Consider the following 23,197-nt stretch of genomic DNA (forward strand, 5'->3'; position numbering starts at 1 on the left):
CATGCGTCGCCGCATTCTGCTCGCGATCCTGTCGGCCGTGGCCGTAACGGGAGTCGCCCTCGGGGTGCCGCTGGGCATCACCGGATGGCTCCTCGTGGACAACCTCACCAGGGAGGACCTGGCGTCGAGTGCGCAGCGCATCGCGGCCATCCTCGACGACCAGCTCGCCAGCGGCCAACAGCTCGATCTCAGCCACGTGCGGGTCGCGGTGCCGAAGAACGGCAATCTCACCGTGCTCCGCCCCGGAGAGCCTCCGTTGCGTTACGGACGGCCACTCGGGTCGGACGTCGTCGTGGAGACGGTGCCGATAGCCCAGAACGGCACCGTGCGGCTGGCCATCCCGGCTCAGCCGATGCGTACCCAGCAGACGCAGGTGGCGGCGGCGGTGTTGCTGCTCGTGGTGATGTCCGTGGGCACGGGCACCGTGGTGGCCACCGTGACCGCCCGTCGGCTCGCCAGACCGCTGCGGCACGTGGCCGATCGCGCGGCCCGCCTGGGCAGCGGCGACTTCCATCCCGACTCGCGGCGATACGGGGTCGCCGAGCTGGACATGGTGGCCGACGCGCTCGACGCCTCCGCCACCGCGCTCGCCCAGCTCGTCCAGCGGGAGCGGCAGCTCGTCGGTGACGTCTCCCACCAACTTCGCAGTCGACTCACCGCGTTGCAGCTGCGGCTGGAGACCCTCATGGAACACCCCGACACGGAGGTGGCGGAGGCGGCGCGGAGCGCGCAGGAGCAGGCCGACAGGTTGGCCGCCGTACTCGACGACCTGCTCGCCGCGGCGCGTGCGGCGAGCGAGGTGGGTGCCGAGCCCATCGACCTGTCCGTGCTGCTCGGCGAGGTCGCCGACGAGTGGCGTCCCGTGCTCAAACGGCACAACCGTTCCCTGCGGTTGCGCGTCGGTGAGGGGTTGTGGGCGAGGGCCACGCCGGGGCGCCTGCGCGAGATCCTGAGCGTGCTGCTCGACAACTCCGTCAAACACGGTGCGGGCACCGTCACGGTGACCGCGCGCAAGGACGACAACAACCGAACCGTGGTGGTGCAGGTGTCCGACACGGGTACGGGCATTCCCGACGACCTCGCCTCCCACGTGTTCGAGCGCGGGTTCTCCGGCAGCGGTTCGACCGGCGTGGGGCTCGCGTTGGCGCGCGCGCTCGCCGAGGCCGACGGGGGCAGGCTCGAACTGTCGGTGAAACGGCCCGCGACGTTCAGTCTGTTCCTGCGCGTGCCGAGGACCAGCGACGTGGCCGAGGGGAACTGGCCCGTCGAGCGGGTGCCGCGCTAGCGGCGGGAGCCCGCGGTCGCGGTGTCGTCGGTGGGGACGTCACGCCGCTTGCGGCCGAGTTCGTCGGGGAAGACCCACCGGCGCAGTCCCCAGAACCGGAACGCCATCGCCAGCAGCATGCCGATGACCGACCCGCTGGCGAAGTCGGCGACTTCCTGTACGAACCGCGAGACGTGAGGCACCTCCAGGTGGAACACGTATCGCGACATGTACAGCGGGATGAGGTTGATGGCCACGGCCACGCCGCTGACGAGGAAGAACAACGCGGCTTCGTGGGCGCGTTCCCGGCCGCCCCTGGTGCGGAAGGACCACTCGCGGTTCAGGATGTACGACACGATGGTGGCGATCATGATCGCGATGGCCTTGGCCGTCGTGGGCTTCGGCGCCAGGAATGTCAGCTTCAGCAGGTACCAGATGCCGTTGTCGACGAGGAACGTCGTGCCACCCACCACCGCGAACTTGAGCAGCTCCCGGTGCTTGACCGCGAGCGCGCGCAGCGGTTCGGGCAGGTGGGCGAGAACGGTTCCGACGACGGCCACGTGGCGCAGTCTACGCAGATCCACATGGCCGAACGCGGCCCCCGAGAGGTCGCCGACGTCGTTCTCGCGGTGACGAACCGATCGGTGACCCTGCGTCGTCGGCCTCGGGTGTCGCGGAAGTGGTCTCGGCCACGGGCGCCTCGCTCGTGGGCGCGGGCCCCGTCGTCTCGTCCTCCGTCGTCTCGTCCTCGGTGCCGGGGGTGACGGATTCGGCCAGCAGCGAGACGAGGTCGACGCCGGCCGACGCGGTGTCCTCCCCGATCGTGGCCGTGACCGTCACCGTGTCGATCCCGGAGAGCAGGGGGACGTGTGCCCAAAGTCGTGCGGTGTCGCCGGGATCGAGTGGCGAGCGGGAGACGCAGTCCAGCGTGTGGTCCCCGCGGTCGCACCGTAGCCGGTGGGAGTGGAGCACCAGTCCGGGCGCGTCGAGGGACACCGACGCGTCGGCCGCGCGCACCCCGGCGCTTCGCACCGTGACCCGCACGAGCCGCCCCACAGAGCTGACATCGAGCTCGACCACGTCCCGCCGGACGGTGATCGGGACGGTGAAGCGCGCCGGGGCCGCTCCGGTGGCGGTCACCCGCCCTCGCGCGGTGCCCGAATCGGCCTCGGGGGAGGCCGCCACTCGAAACCGCAGCACCTTCTGGTCGTCGGGGGCGAGAGCGTCGGAGACGGTGCAGACCACGGTGCCCTCGCCCTCGGGGCAGGCGACGGGGGACACCGCGGAGGTCCGAACCTCGGTTCCGTCGTCCGGTGAGACGGCCGACACACCGGGCGGCAGGGTCAGCTCCACGGCGGTGCGTTCCGCCGTGACCGCGCCGTCGTTGCGCACGGTGACGTCGAGATCGGTGGCCCGGCCTCCCGCGTCCACGGTGAGGCCATCGTCCGGCACGGACGCCGAGACCCGCGGACGGGACACGGCCTTGGTCGGCGGGGCGAGGCCGGGGTCCTCGTCGGGGTCGGGAGCCGGTTCCGGGCGACTCGGTGGCTCGGTGGGGGAGGGGGCGGGTGGCCTGGAGTCCTCCGAGGGCGCCGGGCGCAGGGGCGGGGGCGGGAAGACGGTCGGTCGCGGCCGGTAGGAGTCCGGGCGCGGTTGCGGGGCGGGCAGCGGAGGAAACGACGGCAACTCGGTCGGTCCCTCCGGGGTCGGCGACGACGGGGCGGGTTCGGACACCGCGGGCCGGGGTGGCTGCGCGGTCTGGGGCCGGTGGGCCACGGGCTCCCCGCTCACCCCACCCGCGGCCAACGCGACGGCCACGGCGGTGACGAGGGCGACTCCCGACACGGCGACGCCCAGGAAGTGGCGTGGTCCGGTCTCCGGCGTGCTCGTGTCCGTCGTGCCCGCGGTGGCGGTGGTCGCCGCCGCGACGGGCGGGGTCGGGCCGCCGGCGAGGTAACCGAGGGCGCCGCCGCCGAGCACGAGGAACGCCACCACGCCGCGCAGCGAGGAGTTGATGTCGGCGAGCTCGTCGGCCAGGGCCCGGCAGCGGGCGCAGTGGTCGAGGTGTTGCTCCACCTGGGCGCGTTCCCGAAGCGACAGGCCGTCGCGGGTCCATGCGCCGAGCTTGTTCGCCGTGGCCCGGCACCGGGGCGACGACGTCTCCGCCAGATGGGCCTGGAGGTACTCCTGGCGCAGCCCCGCGCGAGCGCGGTAGGCCAGTGCCGACACCGCGTTCGGCGACATCCCCAGCAGCGGGGCCACCTCGGAGGCGCTCTGTTGTTCGATCACCGTGTGCCACAGCACGGTCTGCCAGCGTTCGGGCAGCCGCCGGAACGCGCGTGCCACCAAGCTGCGCTCCAGCTCCTCCACCGCCGGATCGGTGAACTCCGTCACCCCACCGACCGCCGTGAGGTTCTCGGTGGGCCGCACTCGGTCCGAGCCCCTCGACCGGCTGTAGGCGGTGTTGCGCACCGTGGTGAGCAGGTACGCGCGAAAGGCGTGGTCGGGGCCCTTGCCGTCACGGAGCGCGTCGAGCACCTTCGCGAACGACTCCGACACCACGTCGTCGGCGTCGGCCGTGGTCGGGCACAGCTGCCGTGCCAGCCGTGCGGCGGCTTCGACGTGGCGTTCGTAGAGCGTGCCGTACTCCTCGATCCGGCCCGCGCGGACCGACGCGATGAGGTCGGCGTCGCTGCGGTCGTACGGACCCGCGGAGTCGGTGGTCACGGCTGTCCTCCCTGCTGGCGAAGAATCGTGAGGGCGGGGTTCGGTCAGTGTGCCGACCCGCCCGACGGCAGCATGCCTCGGGGCACGCCGGGCGGGGAGAGCGACACTCGCTGTCACTCCATCGAGCGACATGGTTCGTCGGGGGCGGAAGTGGGGTCCTCGGTCCTTCGAGACCCTTTCGTGATTTCCTTGTCCCGTGAGGCAGTCGATGTGTGACGAGTGGTGACGCGCCCGATGTCCACCACGACCACCGGCTCCGACGTCCGTGTCGGTGAGGAGCCCAGTCTTTCGCTGAGGGCCGCCCTCGGCAGGTTGTCGGTCCGTCCGCGTTCGGTGGCCCTGTTGCTGGCGCTCCCCGTAGTGGCGGTGATCGCCGGGGTGCTCGGCTGGCTGCTGGACTGGCGGTTGGGGGTCGACAGCGCCGTCTACCGGGCGGGCGCGCTGACGTTGTTGCAGGGCGACCCGCTGTACGCGGGGGACACCCTGGGGTCCGAGCCGTGGTGGGCGTTGCTGCCGTTCACCTATCCTCCCGCGGCCGCCCTGCTGTTCACGCCCCTGGCGTTCTTCCCCGTGCAGGTCGCCTGGGGGCTGGTCGCCGCGGTCTCGTTCCTCGCTCTCGCGCTGGTGATCCGGGTGACGATCGCGGCGCTGCCGCGCCTGGCCGGTGACCTGCCGCGGTGGGCCTCTCCCGCGCGCGCCACGCTGATCTTCACGATCGTCTTCCTGGGGCTGGAGCCCGTGTGGCGCACGATCTTCCTCGGCCAGATCAACATCATCCTGATGGCGCTGGTCATGGTCGACGTGCTCGTCGTGTGCCGTAAGGACAGCCGGTGGGGCGGGGTGCTCGTCGGCATCGCCGCCGCCGTCAAGCTCACGCCGTTGATCTTCATTCCGCACCTGTTGTTCACCGGTCGGAAGTGGGACGCCGCGAGGGCGCTCGGCACGTTCGTCGGGTTGCAGGCGCTGATGTTCGCGATCGCGCCGTCCGACGCCGTGCGGTTTTGGACCCACACGGTGTTCAACCAGGGGCGGATCGGCCCGATGCACTGGGCGGGCAACCAGTCTCTGAACGGCCTGCTGAACCGTGTCACCGACCTGGCGCCGTGGGCGTCGACGGCGGCGCTGGGCATCGGCGCGTTGCTGGCGCCGCTGGCCATCTGGGCCATGCTGCGTTTCCACCGCCGCGGACAGCACCTCTACGCCCTGCTGGTGACGGCGTTCTACGCGCTGCTGGTCTCGCCCGTGTCGTGGTCGCACCACTGGGTGTGGGCGGTGCCGCTCATCGTCGTGCTGGTGGCGCGGCTTCCGCGGACGACTCCCGCCACGGCGTGGCGTCGGTGGTTGCTGGCGGGCTCGGTGATCGTCGTGTTCGTCAGTTGTGTGCTGCTGGTGCTGCCCAACGGCCGCAACCTCGAACTGCACTGGGAGGTCTGGCAGTTCGTCCTCGGCAGCGCGTACCTGCTGGTGCCCGTGGCGCTGGCGCTCGCCCTGGGGCTTCGCTGGTTGACGCGCCGCAGGCGAGCCGCCGCGGTGGCGGACGCGGGCGGCGGAGCGTCCCGGCCTGAGGCGAGCCGTCGCGTGAGTGCCCCGTAGGCTGGAGGCCACCATGGACACCCGAACAGGACTGCCCGTCGTGGGGATGGTGGGCGGCGGCCAGCTCGCCAGGATGACCCACCAGGCCGCTATCTCGCTCGGCCTGTCGCTGCGCGTGCTCGCGGCGGGCGAGGCCGACTCCGCCGGTCTCGTGGCCAGCGACGTCGTGCGCGGTCACCACACGGATCTGGAGGCCCTGCGCTCCTTCGCGCGCGACGTCGACGTGGTGACGTTCGACCACGAACACGTTCCCGGTGAGCACCTGCGGGTCCTGGAGGCGGAGGGCGTCGTGCTCCGTCCGGGGCCGTCGGCGCTCGCGTTCGCCCAGAACAAGCTGCTCATGCGCGAGCGGATCGCCGGCCTCGGTCTTCCCGGCCCGGCGTTCGCCGAGGTCTCGGGCGTGGAGGACGTGTGCAAGTTCGGTGAGTCGTACTCGTGGCCCGTGGTGCTCAAGGCCGCGAGCGGCGGTTACGACGGTCGCGGAGTGTGGCTGGTCGACTCCCCCGACGAGGCGCGCTCGCTCGTGCCCGAGCTGCTGGAGGCGGGCACGCCGCTGCTCGCGGAGCGGAAGGTCGCGATGCGGCGGGAGCTGTCGGCGCTGGTGGCCCGTTCTCCGTACGGGCAGGGGTCGGCGTGGCCGGTGGTGGAGACCGTGCAACGGGACGGCATCAACACCGAGGTGCTCGCCCCCGCGCCGGGGCTCACCGAGGAGCGGACCCACCAGGCGCAGGAACTGGCGTTGCGCATCGCCGAGGAACTCGACGTCGTGGGCGTGCTCGCGGTGGAGCTGTTCGAGACCGACACGGGGTTGCTCGTCAACGAACTCGCCATGCGCCCGCACAACTCCGGCCACTGGACGATGGACGGTTCCCGCACCTCGCAGTTCGAGCAGCACGTGCGGGCCGTGCTCGACTACCCGCTCGGGGTCACGGAACTGTTGTCGCCCACGGTGATGGCCAACGTCCTCGGGGCGCCGAAGCTTCCGGAGATGAGTCCCGACGAGCGGCTGCACCACCTCTTCGCGCGGTTCCCGGACGTGCGGGTCCACCTGTACGGCAAGGGGGAGCGGCCCGGTCGCAAACTCGGCCACGTCAACGTTCTCGGCCCCGTCACCGACGACACCCGGCGCCGAGCTCGGTTGGCCGCGCACTGGCTGTCGCACGCCGAATGGCTCGACGGCTACCAAGTCCACTGACCCGCACGACCTGCGTCCCGTAGCGGAAGGAGCACCACGTGACCACGCCCGCCGTCGGCCTCATCATGGGCAGCGACTCCGACTGGCCGGTGTTGGAGGCCGCCGCGACGGCACTCGACGAGTTCGACGTGCCCTACGAGGTCGGGGTCTACTCCGCGCACCGCACCCCCCAGCGGATGCTGGACTACGCGCGTTCCGCCGCCGAACGCGGGCTGCGGGTGATCATCGCGGGCGCGGGCGGGGCCGCGCACCTGCCCGGCATGGTCGCGGCCGCCACGCCGCTGCCCGTGATCGGTGTCCCGGTGCCGTTGAAGCACCTCGACGGTCTCGACTCGTTGCTGTCGATCGTGCAGATGCCCGCGGGGGTTCCCGTCGCCACCGTGTCGGTGGGCGGGGCACGCAACGCGGGACTGCTGGCGGTGCGGATGCTCGCCGCCTCCGACGCCGCCCTGCGTGAGCGGATGGAACGTTTCCAGGCCGATCTGGAGGCCCTCGTGCTCGACAAGGACGCCGCGTTGCGGCAGCGGGTCGCCGAAGGCCGGTGACGGAGTCCGCGCCTCACCGCAGCCGCTCGCGCAGCTGACGTTTGAGGACCTTGCCCGCCCCGGAGACGGGGATCGCGTCGACGAAGTGCACTTCGCGCAGTCGCTTGTAGGGCGGCACCTGTGCGTTCACGGCCGTCAGGATCGACTCCGCGGTGACGTCGTCCGCGCGGGGTGAGGGCACCACGAAGGCGACGGGCAGTTCGCCGACCTCGGTCACGGGACGACCCACCACGGCCGCGGAGGCCACGTCGGGTAGCGCGAGGAGCAGCTCCTCCAGCTCTCGCGGGTACACGTTGTAGCCCTTGTACAGCAGCACATCCTTCTTGCGGTCTACAATGGACAGAAAGCCGTCGTCGTCGAGCATCCCGATGTCGCCCGTGCGCAGCCAGCCGTGGTCGAGCACGGCGGCGGTCTCCTCGGGACGGTTGTGGTAGCCCTGCATCACCTGGGGTCCCCGAACGCACACCTCGCCCGGCGTGTTCGGCGGTAGCGTGTCCCGTTCCGGGTCACCGTCGACGGCGACGATGCGTACCTCGGTGTCGAACAGCGGCACGCCCACCGTTCCCACCTTGCGGGTGCCGGACCGCCAGCTCGGGTTCGCCGTGACTCCCATCGTCGCCTCGGTGAGCCCGTAGCCCTCGGAGAGCACCGCGTCCGGGAAGCGAGCGAGCAGGGCTTCCCCCAGCACCGTCGGCATCGGCGCGGCGCCCGAGGACAAGGCCCGCACCGACGACAGATCCGCGGTGTGGAAGTCCTCGCACTTCACCAGGGCGGCGTAGAGAGCGGGGGCGCCGCTCAGCGTCGTCACCCCCAGCCGTTCGGCGTCGGCCACGTAGGCACGGGGGTCGAAGCGGTCGTGGATGGTGACGCTCGTGCCGCTGAGCACCCCGATGTTCAGACCGCCGAGTCCCATCGCGTGGAACCACGGGGTGAGGTTGAGCGTCGCGCCGGTGCCGAGGCGACTCGGCCATTCGGCGTCGTCCCCGATCTGGATCACCGTGACGTCGCCGGAGTCGTCGAGCGACGGCACGCCGCCGGAGCCCCAGCAGGCGTACTGCAACGCGTTGACGACGACGTTGCGGTGGGTCAGCCGTACTCCCTTCGACCGGCCGGTGGTGCCGCCGGTGTAACCGAGGTGAGCGAGGTCGGTCCGAGGATCGATCTCCACCTCGGGGCGCGTGGGAGGCGCCTCGGCCACGAAGCGGTCGAAGTCGAGCGCGTCCGTCTCGCGCGGCGAGACCGTGACGACGAGGTCGACGTCGATGTCGCGCAGTGACTCGGCGACCCGGCCGTGGGTGACCACCACCCGAGCCCCGCAGTCGGCGAGCTGGTCGGCGAGCGCGCGCGGCGGCAACAGCGGGTTGACCGGGCTGAAAGTGGCCCCCGCAAGCAGCGTGCCGTAGTAGGCGACGGGGAAGGCCGGGCAGTTCGGCAGGTGCAGGGCCACGACGTCACCGCGTTCCAACCCGTGGCGCCCCAGGGCGGTCGCGAACCGACACGCTTGCTCCCACACCTGCGAGAACGTCAACTCCTCACCGGCGTGTCGGAAGGCGACCCGGTCGCCGTAGCGTCGCGCGGCACCGGCAAGTATCGACCCCACGGGGACGTCCGGGTAGGGCAACGACGTCGGCAGTCCGGGAGGCCGGGGAGACGGCGGTGTGGTGGTCGTCACCGTTCGACGGTACGAAGCCGTGTCGAGCGGCGACAAGGAGACAGGACCGGGTGGAGTAACCCTTCGGCACGGGCGCCCAAACGGGGCTCGGCGGATTGGGCGGAGCGCACGACGCGAGGCCGTGTCGCGCGAACGGGCCTCCGGGCCGTCCGGCGCTGGCGCCCGCGTCGACCAGCAGTGTTGTGTCGGTGACGTTACGGCCCCCTTCGCCGGCCAGGTAGGCCACGGCGGCGATGTCGTCGAGGAACAGGTCGGACAGCGGGCCGCCCCGGGAGTACGCCCGCGTTGTTGACGAGGACGTCGAGCCCACCCAGCTCCTCGACGGGGCGGTCCACGGCGGACACCACCGCGTCGGCGTCGGAGCTGTCGGCCCGGATAGCCAGTCCACGGCGTCCGAGCCCCTCGATCTCGGCCACCACTTCCTTGGCGCGGTCGGAACTGCCGACATAGGTGACGGCCACGTCCATGCCGTCGCGTGCCAGCCGCAGTGCGACGGCGGCACCGATACCCCTGCTGCCTCCGGGGACCGGAGCGATTAGCTTGGTGCCCGTGACTTCCTCCCGTATGGACTCATTTGTCGGGCACAACACATTCGCCGCGGTGATCGACTTCCTTGGGGGGCGTGAATCACGTTCCGGGAAGCGGGTCGATGAGAACCGGTCGACGCGCCTTCCAGGCTGGGCACTGTGAGCGACAACGACGCGGCCGGGGACGGTATCGAGATCCGGGAGGTGGCGGTGGACTCGGCCGAGGCCGCGGCCCTGCTGCGGACCTACTTCGACGACGTCGCCGGCCGCTACTACGGACGCCCGGCCGCCGAGGCGGAACTCGACGAGGCGATGGCGGCAGATCCCAGCGACGCGTTCTCCCCGCCGCACGGCGCGTTCCTCATGGCCCGGCGCGGCGACGAACCGGTCGGCTGCGTCGGCCTGGCACCGTTGAGCGAGGGGGTCCTCGAACTGGGGCGCATGTTCGTGCTTCCGGCGGTCCGCGGCCGTGGTCTGGGGACTCGCCTGTTGAACGCCGCCGAGGAGATCGCCCGCGGCCGGGGCGCGCCCGCGATCCGGTTGAACACCCGCCACGACCTGGTGGAGGCGCGGGCGCTGTACCGGGCGAACGGTTACGGGGAGATCCCCGCCTACACCGACGGCCCCTACGCCGAGGTGTTCTTCGAGAAGCGGTTGCGCTGACGGCGAGTCAGGAGAGATCGACCGTGACGCGCTCGGCGTCACGATGGGCCTGCGTGCGTGCCGGGTCCGGGTTCGTCACCTGCACCACGTGCGCGCCGACCGCGATCGGTGCCAGGAGCGCGTCCACCACACCGTCCGGGAGCGTCCACTCGCGGGTGGACAGTACGCGGTCGCCGTCACCGACCCCCAACGCGGCGGCGCGTTCGCGGGCGAGCCGCAGCAGGTCGTCGACGGTCGTGCCGAGCAGTGCGGGGGTGTCGCCGTCGACGGGGAACAGGGGCGAGAACTCGTCACCGCACGTGCGAGCCTCAGTCAGGTAGTCGAACGCGTCGTCGGGCGTCGTGGTGAGACCGCGTCCGAGGGGGTCCAGCGCCACGATCGCCGTCGACCGAGCCGCGCTGCCGTCGGCGTCGGGGCCGACGAAGGCGACGACGGCCTCGGCCGGGTCGGACACCACGTGGGCTCCGCACCACCACGCGCCGAGCAACACGCCCGCGGTCTGCCAGTGGGCCGGGAGAGCGACGGCGACCTCGTCCCCCGGTTCGACGTCGAACTCCTCCACGAGCCAGTTGGCGGTCTTGGCCGCCCAGTTGGCCAGCGTGGCGACCGAGAGCTCGATCCGGCTGCCGTCGGCGTCGTCGTAGTGGGTGATGACGGGCCGACCCGCCGACGTCCTCAGCAAGGGCCGCAGGAGGTGCTCGGTGAGGCTCATGCGCCCAAACTAGCGTGCCCGCGCGTCGGCGTCGCACCGTGTCCGCCGCGCGAGCTCAGTTGACGCAGGGCACGCTGTCGGCCGTGATCTCGGTGTCTGCGTCCGAGGCGCTCCGCGGGGCGGAGCCGCCGCCGCTCGGTTCCCGCGTCGAGGACTTGTCCGCCGACACGGTGTCGGCCACGAACTTCCGCACTTCCTCGACGTCGACCTGCACGATGCTCTGCTTGCCGTCGGGGCTCCACGCGGCGATGTCGACGACGGGGATCGTCACGAACGAGAAGTCGCCCGAGGCGATGCCGCGCGTTTGTTGCGCGAACTTCAACAGGTCCAGTTCGGAGTCGAGCACGAGGGACTTCCGCAGGGTCGCGGCGAGTTTCTCCAGCCGGTCGGCGTCGGTGAGCGTACCCGCCGACAGCACCTTGTTGAGCGCCGATGCGAGGAACACCTGTTGACGTTGGATGCGGTCCAGGTCGCCTCGGGGCAAGTTCTTGCGTTGCCGCACGAACGACAGAGCCTCCCCGCCGGAGACGGTCTGCACGCCCGCCGCGAAGTTGGCGCCGGAGTCGGGGTCGGAGGTGGCGTGGTTGAGACACACCTCCACGCCGCCGAGAGTCTCGGTGAGCAGGTAGAAGCCCAGCAGGTTCACCTCGGCGTAGTGGTCGATGCGGATCCGGGTGAACTTCTGCACCGTGCGCACCAGCGCGGCGCGTCCCGCCTGGGCGGACTCGCGCTCCACCTCGGCACGGTCGGTGACGCCTTCGGCGCGCAGCTCGTTCGCGGCCCGGTACTTGGCCTCCCCGTACACCGAGTTGATCTTCGCGTGCCGGTCGCCGCCCGGCACCGCCACCCAGGTGTCGCGTGGGATGGAGATCCCCGTCGGGGACGAGCCGTCGTGCGGGATGCGCAGGATGATCAGCGTGTCGGTACTGATGCCCGGATTGTCCTCGGTACGCAACTGCCTGAGCACGTCCGGCGGGAGTGGATTGCCCTCCATGTCGGTGCGGGAGTCGGTGCCCACGAGGAGGATGTCGGTGGCCCCGTCGTCTTCGGGGGGCGGGGGCTCGTCGTCCGGTGCGTCGTCGTCGTTCACGCGCAGCGCGTCGGTGGTGGTGACGTTGTCCTGAAGCGCGTCGAGCGTCGAGTAGGCGTAGCCGGTCACGCCCAGGGCGGCCACCGACAGCAGGGCGACGACCGACCGCACGACGGCCTTGACGGCCCTGCGTCCGCGTCGCGGTGACGGCCTCCGGCGTGCCGCGTCGGCCTCCGTGTTCCCCGCGCACGTGTCCTCCGCGGCCTCCGGGGCCCCCTCGGTTTCCGCGTTCTTCGCGGTCTCCGTGCCCTCCGGGCCTGTCGCGCGGATGCGCTCGGAGGTGTCCTCGTCCGCGTCCGCCTCGCCGGCTTCGCGGACCTCCGGTTCGGGACCGTCGGTGGTCGAGGCCTCGTCGGGACGCGGTTCGCCGTCCCGACGCTCGGAAGCCCCCTCGATCGCGTCCACCTCGTCGGTGGGACGCGCTTCACCCTCGTCCACGGTGGTTCCCCTCCACCCGCGTGCTGGTTACCAGCACGTCAGCTTAGTTGATGCAGGGGATCCCTCCGGCCGTGATCGGTCCGTCCTCCTCATCGTCCTCGGGCGTCTGGTTCTCCGGCGCGTCGGTCTGCTGTGTCGTGTCGGTCTGTTGCCGCGCCATCGAACCGTGGGAGAGGAGCTGGTCCACCTGGTTCGGACCTTCCATGAGCTCGTTCGGGGCCCCCGTCGGCACGGTGAAGTTGGCGCCGAGGTGCACGGCGAGCGTTCCGGGGGGCAGTTGCGGGTCGACCTCGACGGGGAAGCCGCCGCCGAGGGCCTCGTTCAGCAATTCGCCGCCCGCCTGCTCGCCCTGGGCGTGGTAGATCACCGTGGAGCTCAGCGGGTCCGTCGACGCGTAGCTCTCGCCGCCGAAGCCCTGTGCGGTCAGCAACGCGCGGGTGGCGTCTCCCGCCCCGGTGCCCGTGCCGTCGTAGATGTCGACGGCGTACGCCTCGGCTCCCGGAACCCTTCCGGGAACGTCCATGCGCGGGTCGCCCTCGGCCTCGTACGGGATGAGCTCGTTGACGAACGCCCGGACCTGGGCCGGGTCGATCTCCAGGACGGCGGCGCCGTTGATCTTGGCGTCACCCACCACGGGAATCGTGTGGAACTCGATGTTGCCGCCGGTCAGCCCGCGCATCTGGTTGGCGAACTCCAGCAGGTCCCAGTCCTTGGAGAGGACGACCGAGTTCTGCACGGCCTCGATGACCCCCGAGAGGTTCACCGGGTTCAGCAGGATCTCCTTGGAGAGCAGTTTGCGGGCCAGTCCGGACAGGAACGCCTGCTGCCGCTGGATGCGGTCGAAGTCCCCGCGGGGAAGGCCGTGGCGCTGCCGGACGAACGCGAGGGCCTGGACGCCCTTGATGGTCTGAACCCCCGCGGGCAGGTTGATGCCGGACTTCTCCTCCTTGACCGGTGCCTTGAGGCACACCTCGATGCCACCGACGGCCTCGGTGATCTCGTAGAAGCTCGCCAGGTTCACCTCGGCGTACCGGTCGATCATGCCGGGCCTGCCGAGCAGGTTCTCGATGGTGGCGATGAGGTTCTTCCGGCCCTCGACCTTCGCCTGTTCCTGGATGACGTTGCTGTCGGTCTCGCCCTGGGCGGTGAGCGTGTTGACGGTGTCGTTGTAGGCGTAGGCGAACGCGCTGTTGAGCCTGTTGTAGCCGTAGCCGCCCGCGATCTCCACCCACGAGTCGCGGGGGAACGAGATGGCGACGGCGCTCGTGCCGTCCTGCGGGATGTGCACCAGGATCATGGTGTCGGTCTGCCTGTCGCCCTTCTCCACGCCCGCGTGGAGCTTGGCGAGCACCTCCGGGGGAAGCGGCTTGCCCTCCTTGTCGGTGCGGCTGTCGAGACCGACGAGAAGGATGTCGACGGAGCCGTCGAGAGGTGGGGCACCGGGATCGGCGTTGTCGAACACGTCCGTGGTGTTCAGGTTCGACTGCGCCGATTCCAGGACTTGCCACCCGTAGTAGGTGACCACCAGTACCGCCACGGACAGCAGTGCCACGAGGGTCCGGCCCCCCGCCAGTCCGATCCTGCCCAACCGGGATTTGCGTGCTCCCGGTGCATCGACCTGCTTTCGTGCACCGTCGGTCACGTGTCATTCCTCCCCAGTGGCGTGGTCCGGGCGGCCAGATTACTGGCGCTTCGCACACCAAGACGCAATCGAGATCGAAAACGTTGCTTTGCTGTTGTGATCGGTTGCGGTCGGTTGCGTTGGAATGCGGCGATGCGTGGCACACTGCGGGACGGAGCACGTTCACGGGAGGACGCGATGCGAGTACTAGTCACCGGCGGCGCGGGATTCATCGGGTCGCACTACGTGCGGCAGGCCCTCTCCGGGGAGTACGCCGCGTTGCGCGACGCGGAGATCGTCGTCCTCGACAAGCTGACGTACGCCGGCAACAAGAGCAATCTCGATCCCGTGGCCGACAACCCGAGGCTGCGATTTGTTCGCGGGGACATCTGCGACCCGGCCGTGGTCGCCGAGGTCATGAATGGTGTGGACCTCGTGGTGCACTTCGCCGCGGAGTCGCATGTGGATCGATCGATCCTCGGATCGGCGGATTTCGTCCTCACCAACGTGCTCGGCACCCAGACGTTGTTGCAGGCCGCGTTGGACGCGGGTGTCGGCAAGTTCGTGCACGTGTCGACCGACGAGGTGTACGGGTCGATCGAGCAGGGGTCATGGCCGGAGGATCACGCGCTGGAGCCGAACTCGCCGTACTCGGCGTCGAAGGCGTCGTCGGATCTCATCGCGCGATCGTTCCACCGCACGTACGGGCTGCCGGTGTGCATCACTCGGTGCTCCAACAACTACGGTCCGTATCAGTTCCCGGAGAAGGTCATCCCGCTGTTCGTCACCAACTTGCTCGACGGCAAGCCGGTTCCGCTGTACGGCGACGGCCTCAACGTCCGTGACTGGCTGCATGTGGACGACCACTGTCGGGGTATTCAGCTCGTGGCCGAAAAGGGACGTCCCGGCGAGATCTACAACATCGGGGGCGGCACCGAGCTGACCAACCGGGAATTGACCGAACGGCTGCTCGCCGCGGTGGGAGCCGGTTGGGAGATGGTGGAACGGGTCCCGGACCGCAAGGGGCACGACCGACGGTACTCGGTGGACATCACGAAGATCACCCGAGAGCTCGGCTACCGTCCGCGGGTGGACTTCGAGACCGGCCTCGCCGACACTGTGCGCTGGTACGCGGACAACCGGCAGTGGTGGGAGCCGCTCAAGGAACGCGCCGCCCTGGCCGCGGGGTGAGTCGCCCTCGCGCGTGCCCACGAAAGAAAAGGTTCGACGGCGGCCGAACGGCCGGCTGACACGAGGCGGAGAGTGGCGATGAGTCGAGCGACCGGAGCGGACGACGCGGAGCTGGCGATCCTGGTTCCGGGAGGCGGCGGGCAGCTCGGCCGCGATCTGGTGGCAGCGGGCCGGGCACTCGGCGAGCGGGTCGAGGTGATCGCTCCCGGCTCCGACGAACTGGACGTCACCGAACCCGGAGCCGTGGTGGAGGCGGTCGCCGACCTCGCCGTCGGCGCGGCACAGACGGGACGCCGCGCGGTGGTGGTCAACGCCGCCGCCTACACGGCGGTGGACGCCGCTGAGGAGAACGAGGAGACCGCGTTCGCCGTGAACGCCGACGGGCCGAGGATGCTCGCGGCCGTGTGCTCGTCACGCGGCGTACCGCTGGTGCACGTCTCCACCGACTACGTGTTCCCCGGTGACGCCGAAAGGCCGTACGAGCCCGACGACCCGCTCGGGCCGCGCAGTGCCTACGGTCGCACGAAGGCCGCCGGTGAGGACGCCGTGCTCGGCTCCGGCGCGCTCGCGTGGGTGGTGCGCACCTCGTGGTTGTACGGCACGTCGGGACGCAACTTCGTGAAGACGATGATCGATCTGGAGTCCACTCGCGACACTTTGTCCGTTGTGGATGATCAGGTCGGAAGCCCCACGTACTCGGCCGATCTCGCGCGCGGCCTTCTGGAACTGGCCGAACGAATCGCGTCCGGCCGAGCTCCGAAGTCCACCGTGTTGCACTACGCCAACACGGGGGAGACCACCTGGTGCGGCCTGGCGCGTGCGGTCTTCGCCGAACTCGGTGCCGATCCGCAGCGAGTCCGGCCGTGCACGACCGAGGAGTTCCCCCGGCCCGCGCCACGCCCGGCGTACTCGGTGTTGTCCACCGCCTCGTGGACCGCGGCGGGGTTGTCGGCACCGCGTCCGTGGCGAGACGCGCTCGCGGCGTTCTTCGCCGATCTGCGGTCTCAGGACTCCAGCGCGCGGCGGTAGGCCGCGAGTGTGGTCTCCGCGCATCGGCGCCAGGTGAAGCTCGCCGCGTGCGCCCTGCGGGTCGCCGACGCCGAGGCGGCGGGTGGCTGCGCGGCGGCCTCGCGCAGGGCCTCGGCGAGTGCGTCGACCTCGCCGTACGGCACCAGCCGCGCGAGTCCGCCGGACACCTCGCGCAGGGTGGGCACGTCGGTGCACACGACGGGCACGTCGCACGCCATCGCTTCGAGGACGGGGAGTCCGAATCCTTCGTCACGGGACGGCAGCACGAGCGCCGACGCGCCGGCCACCACCCGCTGAAGATCTACATCGGACAAATAGCCGACGTGCACCGTGCGGTCGGTGAGCGGGAAGCGACCGGGGCCCGCGAAGACGAGAGGCGGCAGATCCGGGGCGGCCTCGTGTGCTCGCAGCAACCAGTCGAGACCCTTGCGGGGTCCGGGTGCGCCCGCGAACAACAGGTACTTGTCCGGCAACCCGAGCTGCTGGCGTTTCTCCCCGGTGGGTGGCCTTCCGGTGAACCAGCCCGCGTCGACCCCGAGCGGGGTCACCTGGATCTTGTCGCGGTCGACGTCGAGGCGCTCGGCCACCGAATCCGCCACCGCGGCCGTGGGAGTGCAGATCACGTCGGCCAGTGCCGCGCCTCGCCGGACCAGGCTCGGAAGCTGCCGGTCGCTCGGGGCGAGTTCCTCGGGCGCGTCGAGGAAGGCCAGATCGTGGATCGTGAGCACCTTCGCGGCCCGCACGGCGCCGGGAAGGACGAAGTTGGTGCCGTGCACCACGTCCGTCAACCCGGCGAACGCTTCGACGGGAGGAAACTCCGAGCGCAGCCAGGCCGCCCGCAGCAGTCGCGCCGCCACGGGCATTCCTCGGGCCCGAACCCCGTGGGGAAGCACCGTGCGGAGGCGTCGCCACCCCCGCAGGGTGAACGCCACCGCCCTGGTGTCCACGTCGGACAGCGAGGCCAGGGCCTCGGACAGCGAGGCCGTGTAACGGCCGATGCCGGTGCGAGGCCCGAGCAGAGGCGTGCCGTCGAGCAACACACGCAGCCGTCTAGCCACGGCCCAGCCTCCGACGAGCGACTTTCCGAACTCGGCCGGCCACTCGGCGGGCGAGCTCCGACGGGCCTCCCTCGGCGAGATACGACTTCACCAGGTCGAGGTCACGGCGCACCAGCTCCCTCTTGCTCAACGGCGGGGCCGGTGCGAGGTGATCCGCGCCGGGAAGGCGGTCGGCCGCGGGCCGGGGGTCGCGACAGAACTCCACGAGCGGGCGTAGCACGTTCGGCCACGTGAACCGCTCCGCCACGGCCGCTATGCGGTCGCGGCAGTCCCGCGCGAACTCGGTGTCGTACAGGCAGCGCTCCAACGCGTCGGCCAAGGCCCCCGGGTCCTCCGCGGGCACCACGACCCCGAGGCGTTCCTCACGCACCAGGTCGGCGAAGGCGTCGCCGTCGGTGGTGACGATCGGCAGCCCCGCCCAGAGGTAGTCGAGCACCCTGGTGCGGAACGCGAACATCGTCTCGACGTGCTCGTAGTGGGTGGTGACGCCGCAGTTCGCGTCGAGCAGCCAGTTCTGGCGCTCGTGGTAGGGCACCCACTGCTCGTTGAAGAACACGTGCTTGCCGGTGAGCCCGAGGTCCTCGGCCAGCCGCCGGGTCCGTGCGGCGATGTCCATCTCGCCGACCTCGGGGTTCGGGTGCTTCATGCCCAGGAACACGAGCCGGGCGTCGGGACGGTTCTCGCTCAGCGTCTCGAAGGCCCGTACGAGCGTGAGCGGATCGAACCAGCTGTACACGCCGCCCGCCCACAGCACCACGCGGTCATCGTCGGCCAGCCCGAGCGCGGAACGCAGGCCGGGGCCCGTCCGGCGAGGCGGTTCGGCGGACAGGCCGAACGGCACCACGGCCAGAAGGGACCGGGTGGTCGGGTCGGCGTCGTAGAGCTGGGGCGACAACCTGCCGAGCGCGGTGAGGTGGCCCAGCCAGAAGTGTCGCTGCCGCTCGGAGGCGCACAGGAAGAAGTCCCCCCGCCGCAACTGGGCGTCGAGTACGCGGGTGACCCCGGCGAGATCGGCCTCCCGCCGGTCGTCGGGAGCGTCCTTGCCCTGTTCGAGCAGCTCCAGGTGCATGGGGTCGTACACGTCGCAGACGACGATCTTGTGCGCGTACTCGTGTTTCAGCGAGGGCGCCATCTCCAGCACGTGGCCCTGGAGGATCACGACGTCGGCCCACGCGATGTGCTCGGTGAGGCCCTGTCTCGTCGAGGCGGTGACGGTGAACGGCGCGGGCGGCGGGTCCACCATGGGATTGACGCTCACCAGCCGCACGTCGTGCTCGGCCGACAGCACGGAGGCGATGTTCCAGGCGCGGATGGCGGGCCCCGCCATCCGGCTGCTCAGGGTGTCGCCGGTGATGACACAGACGTTGCGGCGCTTGCCGAACGTCTGCTCGATGCCGAAGATCTCGGTGAGGATGTCGTGCGCGGCGAGGTAGCGCGGCAACGGGTACGCGGGTTCGAGCGCCTTGCGCAGCAGCGGCATCAGGTCGGCGTCGGTGCGGACCCGCTTGGCCTGTTCCTCGGCCCTGGCCTCGCGCAGCGACGGCAGGCGGTCCACGAACGCGTCGATGGCGAGCACCCCGGCCAGCGCGCCTCGGGACACCGGGACCGGTGTCGTCTCGGGCGGCCCCACGCCGGAGGCGAGGTCGAGTAGCGTCGGGTCGAGTTCGCCGCGCGCGGTGGCCCGCCGTACGGCGAGCGCCAGGGCCGCGGGGAGCACCGTCGCCAGCGTCTCGTCGGACAGGTTCTTGTAGAGCGCGCAGAGCGCGTTGCGCTCCAGCAGGAACGTCTCCCGTCCGCTGTCGGGAGTGTCCACAGCGGACATCGTGCCGTGGTGGCGGTGATAGGCGATCGAGTCGGGCACGTAGCGCACCCGCCAGCCACGCAGGTTGAGCCGCCAGCCGAGGTCGACGTCCTCGTAGAACATGAAGAAGTCGTCGTCGAACCCGCCCAGCTCCGCGAACACGCTCGCGCGGACGAACATGGCCGACCCGGTGGCGAACAGGACGTCCTTGGCGACGTCGTGCTCGGCCTTTGGCAGGTCGGCGATCGGGGTGTCGGCATGACGCTTGTAACCCATGCCGAACCACGTCAGTCCGCCGTCCACGAAGTCGGCGCGCTCACCGTCGAGGTCCAGCACCTTGCTCGCGACCGCCCCCACGGTCGGTTCGTCGCGCAACACCTTCACGGCGGCGTCGATCCAGCGCGGATGCGGCCGGGCGTCGTTGTTGAGGAACGCCAGCACCGTGCCGTTCGCGTGCCGGGCCCCGAGGTTGCAGCCCCCGGCGAAGCCGAGGTTGCGGTCGGAGGGCACGACTCGCGCGGAGGGCACGGCCGCCGCGATGCGGTCGGCGTCGTCGCCCGGCGAGGCGTTGTCGACGCAGATGATCTCCAACCGTGGGTGATCCAGTTCGGTGAGCGCCCGTAGGCACGCGATGGTGTCGTCGGCTCCGCGGTAGTTCACCACGACGACCGAGACCAGCGGAGTCGTGTTCCGCGTCGTATCCCCCTGGACCAACAGAGCTCCTTCCCGCCCGCGCAAGACTACTGTCCGGCCCACCGTCGCCAGACGTCACCTCGGCCCAGCACGCTTCGTCGTCGCACCTCCGCGCGCTGTCGCAACGTCGAGGGCAGCCGGAGGGCGACGTCGGCCAGGACCCGGCAGCGCAGCGGGACCCGGAAGTTCGCGGCCTTCGGGACCTCCTCCGAGCGTCGGGCCCGCCGCAGCGGCAGCACGGCCGTGAGAGCCGCGAACCTCGCCAGTTCCCGTGCGGCCACCACCGGGGGAGCGCACCGCAGCAGCGTCAACAGCCGGTTGCGTTCGTTCCACCGGTGGAACCGCGCGGAGCCGGGCCGGGTGCTGGCCCCGTGACGGTGGACCACCACCGCGTCCGCCGCGACGGCGACGTCGTAGCCGGCCAGTCGCAGTCGCCACGCCGTGTCGGTGTCCTCGTAGTAGCAGAAGAAGTCGGCGGGCACACCTCCCACCGCGCGGAGGGCGTCGGTGCGCAGCAGCACCGCGCCGCCGCAGAAACCGAACGGGCGCCGAGGTTCGGTCAGGTCGGCGCCGTGTCCGTCGGCGGTCAGGCACACCCCGAGGGACTGCACCTCGCCGCCGGCGTACCGCATCAGCGAGCCGACCGCGCCCAGTGCGGGGTCGGCGAGCAGCGTGTCCTCCAGCGCGGAGAGCCACCCCGGCCGTGGCACGGCGTCGTCGTTCAGCCACGCCACCAGAGGCGTCTCGACATGCGCGAGCGCCGCGGCGACCCCGCCCGCGTAGCCGGTGTTGCGGGGCAGTCGGAGCACCTCGGGACGGCTCGGGTGTCGCGCCAGCAGGGTCGCCGTGCCGTCGTCGGACGCGTTGTCGACGACGAGGGTGCGGTGTGGACGGTCCTGCGCGGCGAGCCCGTCGAGGCAGGCGGTGATGTGGTCCGCTCCGCGCCAGGTGACCACCACGACGGTGGTGAGGGGGTCCGAGGGCGTGGCGCTGGTCGGCACCGGGGCAGGATAGCCCGCACGACGGCGGCAGAATGGTCGCGTGCCGGAACTCGTGGTCGTCGCCGAGCAACTGCTCGCCCCCGTGCCCGGTGGTACCGGCCGGTACACCGCGCAACTGCTGCGGGCATTGGCCGCCACCGCGCCGCCCGGCTGGACGGTGACCGGCGTCGTGGCCCGGCACGCCGAGGTGGAGGCCGCCAGGGTCGAGGGCGTCGCGGGACCTCGGGTACTGCCCCTGCCGCCGAGGGCGCTCGTGGCGATGTGGGAGGCGGGGATACCGCTGTGGCCGGGAGGCGATGCCGTGCACGCGCCCACGCCGTTGGCCCCGCCGAGGGCGCCCCGTGGCCGTTCGTTGTCGGTGACGGTGCACGACACCGTTCCCTGGTCGCACCCGGAGACCCTCACCCGCCGAGGAGCGCGCTGGCACCGGCGGGTGATCGCGCGAGCGGCACGGCGGGCGGACGCCCTCGTCGTGCCGACGGAGGCCGTGGCCCGTGATCTCGCACGTCGGCTGGCGGTGCGCGTGCCGGTCCGCGTGGCCGGACACGGTGTCACCGACCTCGGGGCCCCCGCGCCCGTGCCCGACCTGCCCGACCGCTACGTGCTGGCCGTGGGCACCGTGGAGCCCCGCAAGGGGGTGGACGTGCTGGTGACGGCCGTCGCCGAGGTGGCGCGGTCGGACGAGTCCGTCTCCCTGGTGCTCGTGGGGCAACCCGGCTGGGGTGGTCTGGACCCCCTGCGGATCGCCGCGGACCGCGGCCTCGCCGAGAGCCGGGTCCGGTTGCTCGGCAGGGTCACCGACCGCGAGCTGGCGACCGTGTTGCGGGGCGCGAGCGTCCTCGCCATGCCGAGTCTCGCGGAGGGCTTCGGGTTACCCGTGCTGGAGGCGATGGCGGCGGGAGTCCCCGTGGTCCACAGCGACGATCCCGCGCTGGTGGAGGTGTCCTCCGGTGCGGCGATGGTGGTGCCGCGCGGGGACGCGCGAGCCCTCGCGGAGGCGTTACGGCGCGTCCTTGCCGACTCCGCCCTCGCCGCACGTCTTCGCGCCGACGGGAAGCGGAGGGCGGCCGAGTTCACGTGGGTGAGGGCCGCGAAGGCGGTCTGGGCCGGACATACCACGTAACGTAGGCAACGGTTTGTCAAATCCGGACCAACGTCACTCTGACGGGTCGTAGGCTGCACGGGTGCCCGAACCGCGTGTGTTGATCGACGCCACGGCCGTGCCGGCCGACCGCGGAGGAGTGGGCCGGTACGTCGACTCCCTCATCGCGGCCCTCGACGAGAACGGCGCCCGCCTCACCGTGGTCTGCCAGGCGCGTGACGCGCAGTTGTACTCGAAGCTCGCCCCGCACTCGCGCATTGTGCACACCGCCCAGTCCACGGCCACCCGGACGGCGCGGCTCACCTGGGAACAGACCACGCTGCCGGGCCTGGCCCGCAGGCTCCGGGTCGACGTCGTGCATTCCCCGCACTACACGATGCCGTTGGCCGCGCGGACGGCGTCCGTGGTGACCTTGCACGACGCCACGTTCTTCACCGACCCCGTCCTGCACTCCTCGGTCAAGGCTCGGTTCTTCCGGGCGTGGACCGTGACGGCGCTGCGCCGGGCGTCGTTGTGCGTGGTGCCCAGCCTCGCCACGGCCGACGAGCTGCGTCGGGTCACGCGCGTGCGAGGCGCGGAACTCCACGTGATCCGCCACGGTGTGGACGTCGACCGCTTCCACCCGCCGACGCCGGAGGAGGTCAAGGCCGCGCGGGACGCGGTGGGGCTCGGCTCGACGCCGTACGTCGCGTTCCTCGGGGCCCTGGAGCCCCGCAAGAACGTTCCCGCGCTGATCAGGGGTTTCTCCCTCGCGGTCGCCGACCTGCCCGATCCGCCCGCGCTGGTGCTGGCCGGGCAGCCGGGATGGGACTCGCAGGTGGAGCAGGCGCTGGCCGACGCGCCGCTGCGGTTGCGCGTGATTCGCGCGGGATACCTGCCCTTCGACACGCTCGCCGGATTCCTGGGCGGTGCCGAACTCGTCGCGTACCCGAGCCTGGGGGAAGGTTTCGGGCTCCCCGTGCTGGAGGCGATGGCCTCGGGAGCGTGCGTGCTCACCACCCGGCGGCTGGCCCTGCCCGAGGTCGGGGGCGACGCGGTGGCGTACTGCGGGGTCGGTGCGGGCGACGTCGCCGTGGCACTGCGGGAGTTGCTCGACGATCCCACGCGCCGCGCCGAGCTCGCGCAGGCCGCGCTGCGGAGGGCCAAGGAGTTCTCGTGGTCGGCCAGCGCCGAGGCCCATCGTGAGGCCTACGAGCGGGCATGGCACCGCCACCGCCGGGCGTGACCCTTCGGAGCGGCGGAGTTCGGGGCCGGTGGTCGCCCGGTACCGGCGGC

At 71.2% G+C, this 23,197-nt stretch carries 19 protein-coding genes; 9 read left to right on the forward strand and 10 right to left on the reverse strand.

Annotated features, from left to right (window positions below; all coding sequences use genetic code 11):
• Nucleotide 1 precedes the first annotated feature (1 nt).
• The gene (locus tag SACGLDRAFT_RS03100) at nucleotides 2-1,285 is read left to right on the forward strand and encodes an ATP-binding protein (RefSeq protein ID WP_005461666.1); all 1,284 of its coding nucleotides are present in this window, start codon (nucleotides 2-4) and stop codon (nucleotides 1,283-1,285) included.
• Here the strand turns inward: SACGLDRAFT_RS03100 and SACGLDRAFT_RS03105 are convergent.
• Nucleotides 1,282-1,824, reverse strand: a complete 543-nt coding sequence (locus tag SACGLDRAFT_RS03105; RefSeq protein WP_040919531.1) for a GtrA family protein — start codon at nucleotides 1,822-1,824, stop codon at nucleotides 1,282-1,284. The two genes, SACGLDRAFT_RS03100 and SACGLDRAFT_RS03105, sit on opposite strands and share 4 nt — an antisense overlap.
• Nucleotides 1,825-1,834: 10 nt before the next feature.
• Nucleotides 1,835-3,991 carry a sigma-70 family RNA polymerase sigma factor gene (locus SACGLDRAFT_RS03110; protein WP_005461669.1) on the reverse strand — a complete coding sequence of 719 codons (2,157 nt, stop codon included), beginning with the start codon at nucleotides 3,989-3,991 and terminating at the stop codon, nucleotides 1,835-1,837.
• Between the two features lie 234 nt (nucleotides 3,992-4,225).
• On the opposite strand from SACGLDRAFT_RS03110, the gene SACGLDRAFT_RS03115 reads away from it, so the two are divergent.
• Genes SACGLDRAFT_RS03115 through purE form a run of 3 tightly spaced genes read left to right on the forward strand, consistent with a single transcriptional unit; the run spans nucleotide 4,226 to nucleotide 7,324 of the window.
• Complete coding sequence (locus SACGLDRAFT_RS03115; RefSeq protein ID WP_005461670.1) at nucleotides 4,226-5,584, forward strand: glycosyltransferase 87 family protein; 1,359 nt, start codon at nucleotides 4,226-4,228, stop codon at nucleotides 5,582-5,584.
• A 13-nt stretch (nucleotides 5,585-5,597) separates the two neighbouring features.
• Complete coding sequence (locus SACGLDRAFT_RS03120; protein WP_005461672.1) at nucleotides 5,598-6,779, forward strand: 5-(carboxyamino)imidazole ribonucleotide synthase; 1,182 nt, start codon at nucleotides 5,598-5,600, stop codon at nucleotides 6,777-6,779.
• Between the two features lie 38 nt (nucleotides 6,780-6,817).
• On the forward strand, nucleotides 6,818-7,324 hold the full coding sequence (gene purE, locus SACGLDRAFT_RS03125) for a 5-(carboxyamino)imidazole ribonucleotide mutase (RefSeq protein WP_005461673.1): 507 nt from the start codon (nucleotides 6,818-6,820) through the stop codon (nucleotides 7,322-7,324).
• A 13-nt stretch (nucleotides 7,325-7,337) separates the two neighbouring features.
• On the opposite strand, the gene SACGLDRAFT_RS03130 is transcribed toward purE, so the two are convergent.
• The gene (locus tag SACGLDRAFT_RS03130; protein WP_005461674.1) at nucleotides 7,338-8,996 is read right to left on the reverse strand and encodes a class I adenylate-forming enzyme family protein; all 1,659 of its coding nucleotides are present in this window, start codon (nucleotides 8,994-8,996) and stop codon (nucleotides 7,338-7,340) included.
• A 194-nt stretch (nucleotides 8,997-9,190) separates the two neighbouring features.
• Nucleotides 9,191-9,586, reverse strand: a complete 396-nt coding sequence (locus SACGLDRAFT_RS21735; RefSeq protein ID WP_005461675.1) for an SDR family NAD(P)-dependent oxidoreductase — start codon at nucleotides 9,584-9,586, stop codon at nucleotides 9,191-9,193.
• 96 nt (nucleotides 9,587-9,682) lie between these two features.
• On the opposite strand from SACGLDRAFT_RS21735, the gene SACGLDRAFT_RS03140 reads away from it, so the two are divergent.
• The gene (locus SACGLDRAFT_RS03140) at nucleotides 9,683-10,186 is read left to right on the forward strand and encodes a GNAT family N-acetyltransferase (protein WP_005461676.1); all 504 of its coding nucleotides are present in this window, start codon (nucleotides 9,683-9,685) and stop codon (nucleotides 10,184-10,186) included.
• Nucleotides 10,187-10,193: 7 nt separating this feature from the next.
• Here SACGLDRAFT_RS03140 and SACGLDRAFT_RS03145 read toward each other — a convergent pair whose 3' ends face one another.
• The 3 genes from SACGLDRAFT_RS03145 to SACGLDRAFT_RS03155 are packed head-to-tail and all read right to left on the reverse strand — an operon-like array spanning nucleotide 10,194 to nucleotide 14,068.
• The gene (locus SACGLDRAFT_RS03145) at nucleotides 10,194-10,898 is read right to left on the reverse strand and encodes a TIGR03089 family protein (RefSeq protein ID WP_005461677.1); all 705 of its coding nucleotides are present in this window, start codon (nucleotides 10,896-10,898) and stop codon (nucleotides 10,194-10,196) included.
• A 55-nt stretch (nucleotides 10,899-10,953) separates the two neighbouring features.
• Entirely contained in the window at nucleotides 10,954-12,426 is a 1,473-nt protein-coding gene (locus SACGLDRAFT_RS03150; protein ID WP_005461678.1) for an LCP family protein, read from the reverse strand.
• A 43-nt stretch (nucleotides 12,427-12,469) separates the two neighbouring features.
• A complete protein-coding gene (locus tag SACGLDRAFT_RS03155) occupies nucleotides 12,470-14,068 on the reverse strand; it encodes an LCP family protein (protein ID WP_005461679.1) in 1,599 nt (532 codons plus the stop codon).
• A gap of 177 nt (nucleotides 14,069-14,245) precedes the next feature.
• On the opposite strand from SACGLDRAFT_RS03155, the gene rfbB reads away from it, so the two are divergent.
• Nucleotides 14,246-15,238: a dTDP-glucose 4,6-dehydratase gene (gene rfbB, locus SACGLDRAFT_RS03160; RefSeq protein WP_005461681.1), complete on the forward strand. Its 993-nt coding sequence runs from the start codon at nucleotides 14,246-14,248 to the stop codon at nucleotides 15,236-15,238.
• A 78-nt stretch (nucleotides 15,239-15,316) separates the two neighbouring features.
• A complete protein-coding gene (gene rfbD, locus SACGLDRAFT_RS03165) occupies nucleotides 15,317-16,267 on the forward strand; it encodes a dTDP-4-dehydrorhamnose reductase (RefSeq protein WP_005461682.1) in 951 nt (316 codons plus the stop codon).
• Here rfbD and SACGLDRAFT_RS03170 read toward each other — a convergent pair.
• From SACGLDRAFT_RS03170 to SACGLDRAFT_RS03180, 3 genes are read right to left on the reverse strand one after another with little or no spacing between them, the layout of a single operon-like run.
• On the reverse strand, nucleotides 16,243-17,325 hold the full coding sequence (locus SACGLDRAFT_RS03170) for a glycosyltransferase family 4 protein (RefSeq protein WP_005461685.1): 1,083 nt from the start codon (nucleotides 17,323-17,325) through the stop codon (nucleotides 16,243-16,245). The genes rfbD and SACGLDRAFT_RS03170 overlap by 25 nt on opposite strands.
• The gene (locus SACGLDRAFT_RS03175) at nucleotides 17,318-19,840 is read right to left on the reverse strand and encodes a glycosyltransferase (RefSeq protein ID WP_005461689.1); all 2,523 of its coding nucleotides are present in this window, start codon (nucleotides 19,838-19,840) and stop codon (nucleotides 17,318-17,320) included. Before SACGLDRAFT_RS03175 ends, SACGLDRAFT_RS03170 begins: the two co-directional genes overlap by 8 nt.
• Before the next feature lie 26 nt (nucleotides 19,841-19,866).
• Nucleotides 19,867-20,820, reverse strand: coding sequence for a glycosyltransferase family 2 protein (locus SACGLDRAFT_RS03180; protein ID WP_005461690.1), 954 nt, complete (start codon nucleotides 20,818-20,820; stop codon nucleotides 19,867-19,869).
• A 40-nt stretch (nucleotides 20,821-20,860) separates the two neighbouring features.
• Between SACGLDRAFT_RS03180 and SACGLDRAFT_RS03185 the strand changes: the two genes are divergently transcribed.
• Nucleotides 20,861-21,943: a glycosyltransferase family 4 protein gene (locus tag SACGLDRAFT_RS03185; RefSeq protein ID WP_005461691.1), complete on the forward strand. Its 1,083-nt coding sequence runs from the start codon at nucleotides 20,861-20,863 to the stop codon at nucleotides 21,941-21,943.
• A gap of 61 nt (nucleotides 21,944-22,004) precedes the next feature.
• The gene (locus tag SACGLDRAFT_RS03190) at nucleotides 22,005-23,147 is read left to right on the forward strand and encodes a glycosyltransferase family 4 protein (RefSeq protein ID WP_005461692.1); all 1,143 of its coding nucleotides are present in this window, start codon (nucleotides 22,005-22,007) and stop codon (nucleotides 23,145-23,147) included.
• The last annotated feature ends 50 nt before the right edge of the window (nucleotides 23,148-23,197 follow it).

This window comes from Saccharomonospora glauca K62 (assembly GCF_000243395.2).
Lineage (GTDB): Bacteria > Actinomycetota > Actinomycetes > Mycobacteriales > Pseudonocardiaceae > Saccharomonospora > Saccharomonospora glauca.